Source organism: Rhodobacter capsulatus (genome assembly GCF_005144475.1).
GTDB lineage: Bacteria > Pseudomonadota > Alphaproteobacteria > Rhodobacterales > Rhodobacteraceae > Rhodobacter > Rhodobacter capsulatus_C.
On sequence record NZ_SWJZ01000072.1, the window covers coordinates 1 to 13,675 of the forward strand.

Below are 13,675 nucleotides of genomic sequence, written 5' to 3' on the forward strand. Positions count from 1 at the left end.
CCCCCCCCCCCCCCCCCCCCCCCCCCCCCCCCCCCCCCCCCCCCCCCCCCCCCCCCCCCCCCCCCCCCCCCCCCCCCGGGTCGCCTTGGCTGCGCCAAGGCGAAATCTCTTCTGGCGGGGGTCAGATCTGCTTTTCGGGCAGATGCACCACGAGGCCGTCGAGCAGCGTGGTGACCTTGATCTGGCAGGTCAGCCGCGAGGTCGCGGGGTTCGGCTCATAGGCGAAATCGATCATGTCGGTTTCGGTGGGCAGGGGTTTGGGCAGCTTGTCCACCCAGGCCGGATCGACATAGGCGTGGCAGGTCGAACAGGCGCAGGCGCCACCGCAATCGGCGTCGATGCCCGGCACGCCATTGTCGCGCGCGGCTTCCATCACCGTCAGACCCGGTTTCGCTTCCACCTCGTGACGGGTGCCATTGTGTTCGATGAAGATGATCTTCGCCATGAAATCCTCGTGTGCCTGTGGCTGCGCTGGGTTCGCTTTCCCTTTAGGACAAAGGCGGCGCCATTGCCAGAGCCGCTTGGCCGCATCCTTGCTGCCCTCCCCCCGCGGGCCTGGCCCGCCGCCCGCCGCGCCGCCCCTTTGCGGCGCAGGCCAAAGCCGCTATGGTCGCGCCGACATCGACCCGGACCCGCCATGACCTTTTGCCTGCCTTGCCCGACCCTTGCCCTGCTGGCGCTTTGCGCGGCCCTTGCGGGATGCACCGGGGCCGAGGCCCCGGCCACCGCCGACAAGCCAAGGGGCGAGGCCGCGGAGGCACCGGTGCCGATCATCGCCCCGCCGGCCAATTCGCTGGCGGGCGAGTGGCTGAAATCCCCCCCCGGCCCCGAGGCGAAGGGCTGTTTCACCGAGGAACGCCGCCCCGCCGTGGTCGAGACCGTCACCGAACATGTGCTGGTCGAACCCGAGGACCGCGATCCGAAAACCGGCGCGGTACTGGCCCCGGCCCGCTACCGCACCACGACGCAGGCGCGCATCGTCTCGGGCGGGGGGCGGATGTGGTTCGCCTCGGTCTGCGCCGCCGAGATGACCACCGCCCGCATCGCGGTGCTGCAGCGCGCGCTCTGGGTGCGCGGGCTTTACGCGGGGCCGCTCGACGGGCAGATGAGCGCCGCCACGCGCGAGGCGATCCGCCGCTATCAGACCCAGCGCGGCTTGCTCAGCGCGGAGCTTTCGCTGCGCGCGGCGCGGGAAATGGGCGTCGTCTCCTGGCTGGCAACGCCCTGACGCAAAAGGCACCCCGAGGGGTGCCTTTCCGTGTTCAGCTGGTGGCGGCCGCCTATTGCAGCGGCACCGCGACGAAACGCGGCTCGCCGTCGCGGCGAATGAGCAAGAGCACCGATTTGCGCCCGCCCTCCTTCGCCTCGGCCACCCGCGCCTGCAGATCTTCGAGCGTCAGCACCGGCTGCTGCCCGGCCTCGACGATCACATCCCCCGCCCGCAGCCCCTTGTCGAACGCCGCCCCGGTCGCGTCGATATCGGTCACCATCAGCCCGGTCAGATCCTCGGGCAGGTTGCGCTCGGCCCGCATCGCATCGGTGATCGGCGAGAGCGCCATGCCCAGCACCGAGCCGCCCGCCAGCGCCGGAGCCGTGCCGCCCGCCGCCGTCTCGCTGCTTTCGGCCAGTTCGCGCTGCCCCAGCGTCACCTGCAGCGTCACCGGCTTGCCCGCCCGCATCACCACCACATCGACCGCCTCGCCCACCGGCGCATCGGCGACGCGGCGGGTCAGCGATTTCGTGTCCTTCACCGGCGCCCCGGCAAAGCTGATGATCACGTCGCCCGATTTCATCCCCGCCACCCTGGCCGGGCCCTCGGGCACTTCCGACACCATCGCGCCCTCGGGCGTCGCAAGGTTCATCGCCTCGGCCATGTCGGGGGTGACGTCCTGGATCTTCACGCCCAGCCAGCCGCGCCGGGTGGCGCCGAATTCCTGCAGCTGCCCCACCACCTTCGAGACCACGTTCGAGGCCATCGAAAAGCCGATCCCGATCGAGCCGCCATTGGGCGACAGGATCGCGGTGTTCACCCCGATCACCTTGCCGTCCATGCTGAACAAGGGCCCGCCCGAGTTGCCGCGGTTGATCGCGGCATCGGTCTGGATGTAGTCGTCATAGGTGCCCGACAATTCCCGGTTGCGCGCCGAGACGATGCCGACCGAGGTCGAGAAGCCCTGACCCAGCGGGTTGCCCATCGCCATCACCCAGTCGCCCTCGCGCATCGTGTCGCTGTCGCCGAAGCTGACGAAGGGCAGGGGCTCCTTGCTCTCGACCTTCAAAAGCGCGATGTCGGTCTTCGGATCGGTGCCGACGATCTTCGCGTCAAGCTTCTTGCCATCGGCGAATTCGATCGAGATTTCATCGGCGACGGCGGTGCCATCCTCGCCCTTGATGACGTGGTTGTTCGTCACGATGTAGCCGTCGGCCGAGATGACAAAGCCCGACCCCAGCGCATCGGCGCGGTGCTGGCGCTGCGGCCCGCCCTGCGGCCCGTTCGGCATGCCGAATTCCTTGAAGAACTCCTCGAAGGGCGAGCCCGGCGGAAAGCTCGGCAGGCCGCCCGCGGGTTCGGACACCGTGGTCGAGGTGGTGATCATCACCACCGCCGGTTTCACCTGCACCACCAGATCGGCGAAGCTTTCGGGCACCGGGCCCGCCAGCGCCGGGCTCATCGCCACGGGCGACAGGGCCAGCGCGGTCGAGAGCAGCGCCGCCATCAGGATCGGTCGGGCGAGGCGCGGGGTGGTCAGCGAAAGAGGGGTCTTGGTCATGCGGGTCTCCCGTGGTCCTTGGCCGGTGCTCCGGCTTGACCTTGAATAAAAGCGTAAGCGTCACGCCGTTCAAATGAAAGCCCGTCGCGGGGCGTCACTTCGATGTGAGAGGAGCGAGAGGCTCAGGTGAAGGCATGGACCAGTGCGACGACGCCGACGCCCGCAGCCACCGCCGCAAGGCCGATCCGGCGCCGCCCCACGGGGCCGATGCTGGCCAGAAGCGCCAGCACCTCGAGGATGCGCGAAGGGGCCAGCACAAGTGCCAGCCCCTCGATCACGAGCACAAGGCCCAGAGCGGTGAAAACCGCCGCCATCAGTTTCCGGCCGCAGGCGGGGCATCCGCCGCAAGCGATTTCACGAAGCGCTCATAGTCGAAGTAAAGGCTGCCCGGTTCCGTCACCAGCGAGGAGGTGCCCGGCTTCAGGCTTTCGCCATAGAACTGCAGCGCCCGGGTGAAGGCGAAGAAGCTTTCGTCCTTGCCGTAGGCTTCGGCATAGATCCGGTTGCGTTCGGCATCCGCCTGACCGCGCACGATTTCCGCCTGCTTGCGCGCTTCCGAGGTGAGCTCCACCACCTCGCGATCGGCCGTGGCCCGCACCCGCTGCGCCGCCTCGCCCCCGCGGGCGCGTTCATCCGCCGCCTCGCGTTCGCGTTCCGCCCGCATCCGCGCATAGGTCGCGGCCAGGTTCTGCTCGGGCAGGTCGGTGCGCGTCAGCCGCACGTCGATCACATCGACACCCAGCGCATTCGCCTCGCGTTTCGCGATGTCGCGGATCTTGTTCATCAGCGCCGTGCGGTCGTTCGACAGAACCGCCGTCGAGGGCACCGAGCCCATGACTTCGCGGATCGCATTGTTCAGGATGCCATCCAGCCGGTTCTTGGCGAAGCTTTCGCCGCCATCGCCCACGGCTTCGCGGAATTTCACCGCATCGACGATGCGCCAGCGCGCGAAGGCATCGACCACCAGACGACGGTCGTCGAGCGGCGTGACCTCCAGCGGTTGCGTGGTCAGGCTGATGATCCGGTCATCATATTTCACCACATTCTGCACGAAGGGGATCTTGAAGCCGATCCCCGGCTCGGTCCGCGCCGCGGTCACTTCGCCGAATTGCAGCACCAGCGCCTTTTCGCGTTCATCGACCGTGTAGATCGACGACAGGCCCAGCCCCACGGCGATGATGGCGAGCGGGATCAGGATTTGCACCTTCATCAGTTCGTCCCCCCGGTCGTCGGCTGCACCGGCCGCAGCCGGTCCAGCGGCAGATAGGGCACCGTGCCCGATTGCCCGTCGATCACCACCTTGTTCACGCCGCCCAGCGTCGTGCTCATGGTTTCATAGAACATCCGCCGTTTCGTCACCTCGGGGGCCTTGCGGTATTCCTCATAGACCGAGGTGAAGCGCGCGGCCTGACCCTGGGCGTCGTTGACCACTTCGGCGCGATAGGCCTCGGCCTGCTGCACCAGCTGCGCGGCCTGACCGCGGGCGCCCGCCGTCACCTGGTTGGCATAGGCGTCGGCTTCTTTTTCCAGCTTGTCGCGTTCCTGCTGTGCGGCCTGCACGTCGCGGAAACTGTCGATCACCTCGCGCGGCGGATCGGCGCGGTTGAAGTTCACCCGCACGATGTTGATGCCCGCGGCATAGCTGTCGAGCGTGCCCTGCACGGCGGCGCGCAGATCGGTGGCGATCACGCCGCGGTCGCGGTTCAGGATCGGCGCCAGTTCCGAGCGCGCGATGATGTCGCGCATCGCGGATTCGCTGACGGCGCGGATCGTGTCTTCCGGGTCGGCCAGGTTGAACAGGAATTTCGACGGATCCGAGACGTTCCAGACGATCTGGTAGCTGACATCGACGATATTCTGGTCGCGCGTCAGCATCAGCCCGGAATCGGTGACGAAATCGCTGCTGCGGTTCGCCGAGAACACGCCGTCGCTGCTTTCCGAGGTGCCGATGGCGCGGCTGCGGCCGGTGCCGACCTCGGTGGTGCGTTCGTCGGTGACCGGGATCACCACTTTCGACACCACGGGCCAGGGCGCGAAGTTCAGACCCGGGTTGCCGGTGGCATGGTATTTGCCGAACATCAGCTCGATCGAGCGTTCGTTCTGCTGCACCGTGTAAAACGAGCTCCAGGCCCAGACCGCGGCCAGCGCCACCGCGCCGATGGCGATCGTGCCCAGCGTGAAGGCCGGGCCGTCATCGCGCCCGCCGCCGGGGCGGCCCGGACCGCCGCGCCCGCCCATCAGGACGCGCAGCTGCTCGGTGCCTTTCCTCACGATCTGGTCGATTTCGGGAATCGGCGCGCTGTCATTGGGCCGGCGCGGGCCGGGGCGGCGCGGCGGCTCGCGGTCGTCACCGCCACCCGAGCCCCAGGGTCCTCCGTTGGTCATGCTGTCCTCTTTCGAATGTCCTTGCCCCGAAGTGGGGATTGTTTGCGCAATGTCAACCGCTTCGCTCAGGAATGCCGGGTGGGGGCGCGCATCGTCACCAGTTCCTCGGCCATCGTCGGATGCACGGCGCAGGTGGCGTCGAATTGCTCCTTGGTCGCGCCCATCTTCATCGCGATCGCGGCCATCTGGATCATCTCGCCCGCCTCGGGCGCGACGATGTGGCAGCCCAGCACCCTGCGCGTGTCCTTGCAGACGATCAGTTTCATCAAGACGCGGTCCTCCGCCCCGGCAAAGGCCGAGCGCATCGGCTTGAAGGCGCTGGTATAAACCTCGATCGGGCCCGCTTTGCGGGCGGCTTCCTCGGACAGGCCGCAGGTGCCGAATTCGGGCCGGGTGAAGACCGCCGAGGCGACGAGATCATGATCGGTCACCCGCGGGGTGGCGCCAAAGATCGTGTCGGCAAAGGCATGACCCTCGCGGATCGCGACGGGGGTCAGGTTGATCCGGTCGGTCACATCGCCCACGGCAAAGATCGAGGGGACATTCGTCTGCGACCATTGATCGACGATCACCGCGCCATTCGGGCCAAGCTTGACGCCTGCCGTTTCCAGCCCCAGCCCGGCGGTGTTCGGCACCCGGCCGGTGGCGTAAACCACGGCGTCAAATTCCTGCGACCGGCCATCGCCGCAATGGGCGACAACGCCTGTCGCGGTCCGGCTCACCCGGTCGATCACCACGTTTTCATGCACGTCGATGCCCCGCGCCTTCATCTGCGTCACGATCAGATCGCGGCATTCGGTGTCGAAACTGCGCAACAGGGGCGAGCGGTTCCATTGCGCCACCGCAACCCCCAGCCCGTTGAAGACGCAGGCGAATTCGGACGCGATATAGCCGCCGCCGACGATCAGCAGGCGCTTGGGCAGCTCGGGCAGGTGAAAGAGGTCGTTCGAGGTCAGCACATGCTCGGCGCCTTCAAACGCGGGCACGAAAGGCCGCCCGCCCACCGCGATCAGGATATGTTTGGCGCGGATCACCCGGCCATCGGCCAGTTGCACCTCATGCGGGCCCTTCACCGTGGCGCGGCTGTTGTGAACGGTGACGCCTGCATTCTGCTGCCCGGCGCGGTAGATCCGCTCCAGCCGGTCCAGTTCCGCATGCAGCTTGGCCCGAAACGCGCCCCAGTCGAAGCCGCCCAGGCTTGCATCCCAGCCATAGGCGCGGGCCTCGGCCACGGCGGCAGGCATGCCCGACGCGAAAACCATCAGCTTTTTCGGCACGCAGCCGCGGATGACGCAGGTGCCGCCCATCCGATCCTCTTCGGCCAGCGCCACGCGCGCGCCATGGCCTGCCGCGATGCGGGCCGCCCGCACGCCGCCCGATCCCCCGCCGATCACGAAGAGGTCGAAATCGAAGCTCATCTGCCGTCCTTTCGAAGCCGCGACCGCAGCGGCCGCGCCCAAGGACTTAGCCCCGCGACCCGGTTCCGGCAAGGGCAGGCGCCCGCGCGACCAGTTCCGCCTGCCAGGCGGCGTTTTCCTCGGCCGTCATCACCCAGCCGGGCACCGACAGCTCGCGCTGCCGCGCGGGCGCCTTTGTGGCCGGGGCAGGGGCGCCCTCGCCGGTGATCTCGGCATAGGGGACGGTGGCGTATTTGCCGAAAAGCTTGCCGATCTCGACCCGGTCGGCGCGGAAGACCAGCACCGGACGCGGCACGGAAAGCACCACCCAGGCGAGATAGAAGCACAGCGTCGCGCCGACCGCGCCGACGATCGCGTTCAGGATCATGTCGTCGCGAAAGCCTTCGCCGAAAAACGCGGCCAAGGTCAGGATCGGCGTGATGATCTGCACCACGCCGATGAGGCCGATCACCGCCCCCATCACCAGCGGCAGCACCGACCGGCCGGGGATCACCAGATCCGGGCGGGTCTCAGTCGAGGTCGGCGAAGATGTTCTCGTCATCGGCAAAATCGATCCGTTCATGGGCAATCGTGCCCGCGTTGATATCGCGCAGCTCGACCTGGCCCTCGGCGCCGCCAATGATCACCATGTCGCAGATGTCGATGAACAGCCCGTTCTCGACCACGCCGGGGATCTGGTTGAGCGCCACCGCCAAAGCCCGCGCGTTGCCGATGCGGTTAAGGTGCAGATCGACGATATAGTTACCCTCGTCGGTGATGTAGGGCTGCGTGCCATTCAGCCGCAGCGTCGTCTGCCGCCCCAGAACATCGGTGGCGATCAGCATTTCCTCGATCAAGGCGCGGGTGGTCTGCCAGCCAAAGGGCACGACCTCGACCGGCAGCGGAAAGGCGCCCAGGTTCACCACTTCCTTTGACGCATCGGTGATCACGATCATCCGGTCGGACGCCGTGGCGACGATCTTTTCTTGCAACAGCGCGCCGCCGCCGCCCTTGATCAGCTGCAGCTGCGCGTCGAATTCATCGGCGCCGTCGATCGTCAGATCGAGCCATTTCGCCTCGTCCAGACCGACGACCGAGATGCCGATCTGCCGTGCCAGATCCGCGGTGCGCGAGCTTGTCGGCACGCCGACGATGCGCAGCCCTTCCTCGCGCACGCGCTCGCCCAGGCAGCGCACCATCCAGGCGGCGGTGGAGCCGGTGCCAAGACCGACCTTCATCCCGTCCTCGACGAAATCGACGGCACGGCGCGCGGCGGCGAATTTCGCCTTGTCGATGGGGGAAAGCTCGGCGGGCATGGCGGCTCCTGTCGGACGGGATGCGGATCTTTGCGCGCCGTTATAGCCAAGCCCCGATGCCCATGCGAGGTCTTTTTGCACCCGACCCGGGGCGCGGGCGGTCAGCGCCGCACCAGCCCCGCGCTTTCCAGCGGGCTGTGACCGCGGCGGTGCTGCAAGATCAGCTTCGCGACCTTGGGCGTGGGCACGATCGGCCGCGCGGGCAGGCCGGTGAAAGGATCGCTCGACAGGCTCTGGCGCAGCGCCAGCGCCTGTGTGGGTTCCAGCACGCTCATCGTCTTGTGCCCGGCCAGCATGGTTTCGGCGCGGGCGTTTTCGGCAAAGATCACCTCATGCGTCGGCATCATCACATGCACCCACTCCACCCGTGCCCTGGGGGCGCGGGCGACGCCGGGCAGGCCGACCAGCGCCTTGGCGGCGACCAGCACCTCCTCTCCGGCAAGCGGACCGGTGGCCGGGCGGATCAGCACCCGGTGCTGCCCGGACAGAAACAGGGCCCGGTCATTGCCCAGAACGCCGGGGGCAAAGCGCACCGGCGCCGTCGCCCCCAGGCCGCCGACGCGCCAGCGCCCGACCCATTGCACCGGCCGGTAGCCATTGTCCGAGGTCTGCAGCCGATCCTCCGGCCCCAGATCCTCGACCGGTTTCGGGCCGCGCCGGGTGGCGATCAGCGTTCCGGCGGCAAAGCAGATCGCCTGGCTGGCAAAGGGGGTCAGCATCCCCTCGGTCTCGAGCCCGGTGATGCGATAGGCCCGGCCGGGCTTCAGCCGTTCGGACGCCGCCAGCCCGCGCCCGGTGGCGGGGGTGTCGATCAGATGCACGACCTGCGTATCGGCCACATCCTCCGAGGCGAGCGGGCGGATCAGATAGGACACATCGGGTTCGATCGCGGCGCCGTCCGGGTCCGCCCCGTCCGCCTCGGGCAGGTCGATGAACCGCATCGCCGCCCCGGGGCGCAAGACGAAATGGGCCCGCCCCAGCGCGGCGTCCTCGGTGCCGGGCACCGCGCCGAAAGGATCCGGACCGGAGGAGGTGACCTCGGTCAGCGGCCAGAAACAGAGTGTGGGCATGGCACCTCCTGCCTTTGCGACAGTATCGCCAGAACCGATGAAACAGCGCTTAACATGTTAACCTGTTTAGCGAATTTTGCGGCGCCCGCCAGTGCGGACCGGACCGGCGGGCCGGGAAGGTGGCCGGGGCACCGCTTGCGTGCGCGCAAATGTCGCTTTCGCGCTTTCGTCGCGGGGCGCGACAGGGCAGCATGGCGGCAAAGGGAGTGCGCCATGTTTCTGAGCGTTTTCGACATCTTCAAGGTGGGCGTCGGGCCGTCCTCCTCGCATACGATGGGGCCGATGGTGGCGGGGGGGCGGTTTCTGGACATGCTGCGCGCCTCGCCGTTTCATCCGCGCCATCTGCGGGTGCGGCTTTACGGCTCGCTCGCCTTCACCGGCAAGGGCCACGCCACCGACCGCGCGACGATCCTCGGCCTTGCCGGGTTCCTGCCCGAAAGCTACGAGGCCGAAAAGGCCGAGGCGGCGCTGGCGGCGAACCGCGAGAGCCACATGCTGACGCCGCCCGGGCTGGCGCCGTTGCAGTTCGACCCCGAGCACGATCTGATCTTCGATTACGGCCACCCGTTGCCCGGCCACGCGAACGGCATGGTGATCGAGGCCCGCGACGCCGAGGGCGACGTGATCCTGCGCGAGACCTTTTATTCGATCGGCGGCGGGTTCGTGCTGACCGAGGCGGAACATGCGGCGGTGGATGACAAGGCGCTCGCCGCGCCCGCGCCGGTGCCCTATCCGTTCCGCAAGGCGGATGAGATGCTGGCGATGGCGCAGGCTTCGGGGCTGACGATCGCGCAGATGAAGCGCCGCAATGAACGCCGGTTCCGCTCCGACGCGGAGATCGAGGCGGGGCTTTCGCGGGTCTGGCAGGTGATGAACGATTGCCTGACGCGCGGGCTGGGGACCGAGGGTGTGCTGCCCGGCGGGCTGAAGGTGAAGCGGCGGGCAAAGGCGATCCATGCCGCGCTCGAGGCCGAACGCGGTCTGAACCTGGTGGCGCCGCATACGATCAACGACTGGATTTCCTGCTACGCGATGGCGGTGAACGAGGAAAACGCGGCCGGCGGGCAGGTGGTGACGGCGCCGACGAATGGCGCGGCGGGCGTGGTGCCCGCGGTGATCCGCTACTGGCTGGATCACGTGCCCGGGGCAAGCGGGTCACAGGTGGGGGATTTCCTGCTGACGGCGGCGGCGGTGGGGGGCATCATCAAGACCAATGCCTCGATTTCGGGCGCCGAATGCGGCTGTCAGGCCGAGGTCGGCTCGGCGGCGGCGATGGCGGCGGCGGGGCTTGCGGCGGTCTTGGGCGGCAGTCCCGAGCAGATCGAGAACGCGGCCGAGATCGCGCTGGAGCATCATCTGGGCATGACCTGCGATCCGGTGAAGGGTCTGGTGCAGGTGCCCTGCATCGAACGCAACGGGCTGGGCGCGATCAAGGCGATTTCGGCGGCGAGCTTGGCGCTGCGCGGCGACGGCACGCATTTCGTGCCGCTCGATGCCGCGATCGAGACGATGCGGCAGACCGGGCGCGACATGCATGCACATTACAAGGAAACGAGCCTTGGCGGTCTGGCGGTGAACGTGCCGAACTGCTGAGAGGGGGGGCGCCCTCCTTGGGCGGGCAAGCCCGCCGCGCGTCGGGCGCTTCGGGGGCGCTGCCCCCGCCCGCAAGCGGGCTCCCCCGGGATATTTTTCCAAGGTGAAAGGCAGACCCGGGCCTGCTTTCACCTTGGCGCAAATATCCCGGGGGGTGAATTGGCCGAAGGCCAAGAGGGGGGCAGAGCCCCCTGGCGCGTCTTGGGGTCAGAGCGCGCGCCAGCCGATGTCGCGGCGGCAGAAGCCCTCGGGCCAGTCGATCGCATCGATCATCGCATAGGCGCGTTCTTGCGCCTCGGCCAATGTCGCGCCGCGGGCGGTGACGTTCAGCACGCGCCCGCCGGTGGCAAGGATCCTGCCGTCTTTCGCCGTCGTTCCGGCATGGAAGACCATCTGCGAGGAGGTCTCGGGCAGGGCGTCGAGGCCCCTGATCTCGCTGCCCTTTTCGTAAGCGCCCGGATAGCCGCGCGCCGCCATCACCACGCTGAGCGCGCAATCCTCGGCCCATTGCGCGGTGATCTGGTCAAGCCGCCCCTCGGCGCAGGCCTGCAGCAGGTCGAGCGCCTGACCGCCCAGCCGCGCCATCAGCACCTGGCATTCCGGATCGCCGAAGCGGACGTTGTATTCGACCAGCCGCGCCCGGCCGTTCTCGATCATCAGCCCGGCGTAAAGCACGCCCTGAAACGGCCTGCCGCGGCGCGCCATTTCCGCCACCGTCGGGCGGACGATTTCCGTAAGCACCTGCTCCTGGATCGCCGCGCTCAGCACCGGGGCGGGGGAATAGGCGCCCATGCCGCCGGTGTTCGGGCCGGTGTCGCCGTCGCCCACCCGCTTGTGGTCCTGCGCGGTGCCGACCGGCAGCACGTTCGCCCCGTCCGAGAGGATGAAGAAGCTCGCTTCCTCGCCCGCCATGAACTCCTCGATCACCACCTCGGCCCCGGCCGCGCCGAAAGCGCCGCCGAAGATCTCGCGCAGCCCGGCCTCGGCCTCGGCCAGCGTCATCGCCACGATCACGCCCTTGCCCGCCGCCAGACCATCGGCCTTGACGACGATCGGCGCGCCCTGCGCCCGGACATAGGCCAGCGCGGCCTCAAGATCCTTGAACCGCGCCCAGGCGGCGGTCGGCGCGCCGCAGGCGTCGCAAATCTCCTTGGTGAAGGCTTTCGAAGCCTCGAGCTGCGCCGCCGCGGCCGAGGGCCCGAAGGTCAGCACCCCCGCCGCCCGCAGCGCATCGGCCACGCCCGCGGCCAAGGGCGCCTCGGGCCCGATGATGACGAAATCGATGGCATTTTCCTCGACGCAGGCCAGCACCGCCGCCGGATCGCAGGGATCGATCGTCGCGGTCTCGGCCAGCTGCGCGATGCCCGCATTGCCGGGCGCGACGATCAGCCGGTCGCATTTCGGGTTCTGCTTCACCGCCCAGGCCAGCGCATGTTCGCGCCCGCCGCTGCCCAGAATGAGAATGTTCATGCGGTTCCCCCGTTTGTGGCCGCAATGGCCCTTGGCCTTGGCTTTCGCGCCTTCTAAAGTTTCGCGACACATCAGGCAAGGCAACATGGATATCCTCGACGACGGCCCCGACGCTTCGAAAAACGGCCCCTCCGAAAACAGCGCCTCCGGCAACACGCCCGAATTCACCGTCTCGGAAATCTCGGGCGCGGTGAAGCGGGTGATCGAGGGCGAATTCGGTCGCGTGCGGGTGCGCGGCGAGGTCGGGCGGGTCAGCCGTCCGTCTTCGGGGCACCTGTATTTCGACCTCAAGGATGCGAATGCGGTGATCGCCGCGGTCAGCTGGAAGGGGCAGGTGGCGCGGATGCAGATCCGCCCCGAGGAGGGGATGGAGGTCATCGCCACCGGCAAGCTGACCACCTTTCCGGGGCAGTCGAAATACCAGCTGATCGTCGATGACGTCGAACCCGCGGGGGCGGGGGCGCTGATGGCGATGCTGGAGGCCCGGCGCAAGGCGTTGACGGCCGAGGGGCTTTTCGATCCCGCCCGCAAGAAGCCGATCCCGTATCTGCCCGCGGTGATCGGCGTCATCACCTCGCCTTCGGGGGCGGTGATCCGCGACATCCTGCACCGGCTGCGCGACCGCTTTCCGCGCCGGGTGCTGATCTGGCCGGTGGCGGTGCAGGGCCAGGCCTGCGCGCCCGAGGTGGCGGCGGCGATCCGCGGCTTCAACGCGCTGGCGCCGGGGGGCAAGCTGCCGCGGCCCGATCTGATCATCGTCGCGCGCGGCGGCGGCTCGCTCGAGGACCTCTGGGGCTTCAACGAGGAAGTGGTCGTGCGGGCAGCGGCGGAGAGCCGGATCCCGCTGATTTCCGCGGTGGGGCATGAAACCGACACGACGCTGATCGATTTCGCCGCGGATCGGCGGGCGCCCACGCCCACGGCGGCGGCGGAAATGGCGGTGCCGGTGCGGGCTGAACTGGCCACACGGCTTTCCGAGATGCAGGCCCGGATCAGCCGCGCCACACAGACCCGGATGGCCGGCCGGGCGCAGCGGCTGGCCGATCTCTCCCGCGCGCTCGGCCGCCCCGAGGCGATCACCCGGCCGCGGCGGCAGCGCTTCGATCTCGTCGCCGACCGGCTCTTGCCCGCGCTGCGCATGGTCGTCGTGCGCAAGCGCGCGGCCTTTGCGCCGCTCGAAGCCCGGATCTCGCCGCGGTTGTTGCAGACCTATCTGCGGGTCGAACGCGACCGGCTGGCGGGGCTCTCCGACCGGCTCGGCCGCGCAGAGCAGGCCCGGCTGACCCGCGCGCAGGACCGGTTCGCGCGGCTTGCCGCGATGCTGCAGACGCTCGGCTATCAGGAAACCCTGCGGCGCGGCTATGCGGTGGTGCGCGGCCCGGCTGATCAGGTGCTGACCACCGCCGCCACCGCGGCGGCGCTGGCGCCGCTCGAGATCGAATTTAAGGATGGTCGTTTGCGCGTCCTCCCCGCCGATGCGCCGCCGCCTGCGCCCGCCCCGAAACCGGCGGCCAAACCCCGCAAAGCCGCGAAACCCCCGCCCGATCAGGGCTCGCTGTTCTGAGCGGCTTTCCCGGGACAACCCGGCGAAAGGGCGTATTTGCACCAAGAAGAAGCCGATGTTTCTTCTTGGCTCAAATACGCCTCTTGCCGAGGCCGGGGCCGGGTGCGGC

The 13,675-nt window shown here is 68.6% G+C and carries 13 protein-coding genes; 3 read left to right on the forward strand and 10 right to left on the reverse strand.

Annotation, left to right across the window (positions count from 1 at the left end):
- Positions 1-121: 121 nt before the first annotated feature.
- Positions 122-445: a ferredoxin FdxE gene (fdxE, locus tag FBT96_RS15485; RefSeq protein WP_055209753.1), complete on the reverse strand. Its 324-nt coding sequence runs from the start codon at positions 443-445 to the stop codon at positions 122-124.
- A 192-nt stretch (positions 446-637) separates the two neighbouring features.
- Here fdxE and FBT96_RS15490 point away from each other — a divergent pair, with 192 nt between their 5' ends.
- Complete coding sequence (locus FBT96_RS15490; RefSeq protein ID WP_136908182.1) at positions 638-1,228, forward strand: peptidoglycan-binding domain-containing protein; 591 nt, start codon at positions 638-640, stop codon at positions 1,226-1,228.
- Positions 1,229-1,280: 52 nt separating this feature from the next.
- On the opposite strand, the gene FBT96_RS15495 is transcribed toward FBT96_RS15490, so the two are convergent.
- The 8 genes from FBT96_RS15495 to FBT96_RS15530 form a co-directional block, all read right to left on the reverse strand.
- Complete coding sequence (locus FBT96_RS15495; protein ID WP_136908184.1) at positions 1,281-2,771, reverse strand: Do family serine endopeptidase; 1,491 nt, start codon at positions 2,769-2,771, stop codon at positions 1,281-1,283.
- Positions 2,772-2,893: 122 nt separating this feature from the next.
- Positions 2,894-3,085, reverse strand: coding sequence for a DUF2065 family protein (locus FBT96_RS15500; RefSeq protein ID WP_055209750.1), 192 nt, complete (start codon positions 3,083-3,085; stop codon positions 2,894-2,896).
- Positions 3,085-3,984, reverse strand: a complete 900-nt coding sequence (gene hflC, locus FBT96_RS15505) for a protease modulator HflC (RefSeq protein ID WP_249306524.1) — start codon at positions 3,982-3,984, stop codon at positions 3,085-3,087. The genes FBT96_RS15500 and hflC overlap by 1 nt, the downstream gene beginning before the upstream one ends.
- On the reverse strand, positions 3,981-5,156 hold the full coding sequence (gene hflK, locus FBT96_RS15510; RefSeq protein WP_136908188.1) for an FtsH protease activity modulator HflK: 1,176 nt from the start codon (positions 5,154-5,156) through the stop codon (positions 3,981-3,983). Before hflK ends, hflC begins: the two co-directional genes overlap by 4 nt.
- Positions 5,157-5,221: 65 nt before the next feature.
- Positions 5,222-6,574 (reverse strand): glutathione-disulfide reductase, encoded by a 1,353-nt coding sequence (gorA, locus tag FBT96_RS15515; protein WP_136908190.1) that lies wholly within the window; start codon positions 6,572-6,574, stop codon positions 5,222-5,224.
- Between the two features lie 46 nt (positions 6,575-6,620).
- Entirely contained in the window at positions 6,621-7,115 is a 495-nt protein-coding gene (locus FBT96_RS15520) for a hypothetical protein (RefSeq protein ID WP_136908192.1), read from the reverse strand.
- The gene (gene rpiA, locus FBT96_RS15525) at positions 7,084-7,869 is read right to left on the reverse strand and encodes a ribose-5-phosphate isomerase RpiA (RefSeq protein ID WP_013068105.1); all 786 of its coding nucleotides are present in this window, start codon (positions 7,867-7,869) and stop codon (positions 7,084-7,086) included. The genes FBT96_RS15520 and rpiA overlap by 32 nt, the downstream gene beginning before the upstream one ends.
- 101 nt (positions 7,870-7,970) lie before the next feature.
- Positions 7,971-8,939, reverse strand: a complete 969-nt coding sequence (locus FBT96_RS15530) for a Hint domain-containing protein (RefSeq protein WP_136908194.1) — start codon at positions 8,937-8,939, stop codon at positions 7,971-7,973.
- A gap of 213 nt (positions 8,940-9,152) precedes the next feature.
- On the opposite strand from FBT96_RS15530, the gene FBT96_RS15535 reads away from it, so the two are divergent.
- A complete protein-coding gene (locus tag FBT96_RS15535) occupies positions 9,153-10,532 on the forward strand; it encodes an L-serine ammonia-lyase (protein WP_136908196.1) in 1,380 nt (459 codons plus the stop codon).
- A gap of 207 nt (positions 10,533-10,739) precedes the next feature.
- On the opposite strand, the gene purD is transcribed toward FBT96_RS15535, so the two are convergent.
- Positions 10,740-12,002 (reverse strand): phosphoribosylamine--glycine ligase, encoded by a 1,263-nt coding sequence (gene purD / locus FBT96_RS15540; protein ID WP_136908198.1) that lies wholly within the window; start codon positions 12,000-12,002, stop codon positions 10,740-10,742.
- A gap of 85 nt (positions 12,003-12,087) precedes the next feature.
- On the opposite strand from purD, the gene xseA reads away from it, so the two are divergent.
- On the forward strand, positions 12,088-13,566 hold the full coding sequence (xseA, locus tag FBT96_RS15545; RefSeq protein ID WP_136908200.1) for an exodeoxyribonuclease VII large subunit: 1,479 nt from the start codon (positions 12,088-12,090) through the stop codon (positions 13,564-13,566).
- Positions 13,567-13,675: the final 109 nt, after the last annotated feature.

Coding starts and splice junctions, on each gene's coding strand:
- FBT96_RS15500 (WP_055209750.1), bottom strand. CDS start 3,085: ATGGCGGCGGTTTTCACCGCTCTGGGCCTTGTGCTCGTGATCGAGGGG.
- rpiA (WP_013068105.1), bottom strand. CDS start 7,869: ATGCCCGCCGAGCTTTCCCCCATCGACAAGGCGAAATTCGCCGCCGCG.
- FBT96_RS15520 (WP_136908192.1), bottom strand. CDS start 7,115: ATGACGAGAACATCTTCGCCGACCTCGACTGAGACCCGCCCGGATCTG.
- FBT96_RS15535 (WP_136908196.1), top strand. CDS start 9,153: ATGTTTCTGAGCGTTTTCGACATCTTCAAGGTGGGCGTCGGGCCGTCC.
- FBT96_RS15530 (WP_136908194.1), bottom strand. CDS start 8,939: ATGCCCACACTCTGTTTCTGGCCGCTGACCGAGGTCACCTCCTCCGGT.
- xseA (WP_136908200.1), top strand. CDS start 12,088: ATGGATATCCTCGACGACGGCCCCGACGCTTCGAAAAACGGCCCCTCC.
- hflK (WP_136908188.1), bottom strand. CDS start 5,156: ATGACCAACGGAGGACCCTGGGGCTCGGGTGGCGGTGACGACCGCGAG.
- FBT96_RS15495 (WP_136908184.1), bottom strand. CDS start 2,771: ATGACCAAGACCCCTCTTTCGCTGACCACCCCGCGCCTCGCCCGACCG.
- fdxE (WP_055209753.1), bottom strand. CDS start 445: ATGGCGAAGATCATCTTCATCGAACACAATGGCACCCGTCACGAGGTG.
- purD (WP_136908198.1), bottom strand. CDS start 12,002: ATGAACATTCTCATTCTGGGCAGCGGCGGGCGCGAACATGCGCTGGCC.
- FBT96_RS15490 (WP_136908182.1), top strand. CDS start 638: ATGACCTTTTGCCTGCCTTGCCCGACCCTTGCCCTGCTGGCGCTTTGC.
- gorA (WP_136908190.1), bottom strand. CDS start 6,574: ATGAGCTTCGATTTCGACCTCTTCGTGATCGGCGGGGGATCGGGCGGC.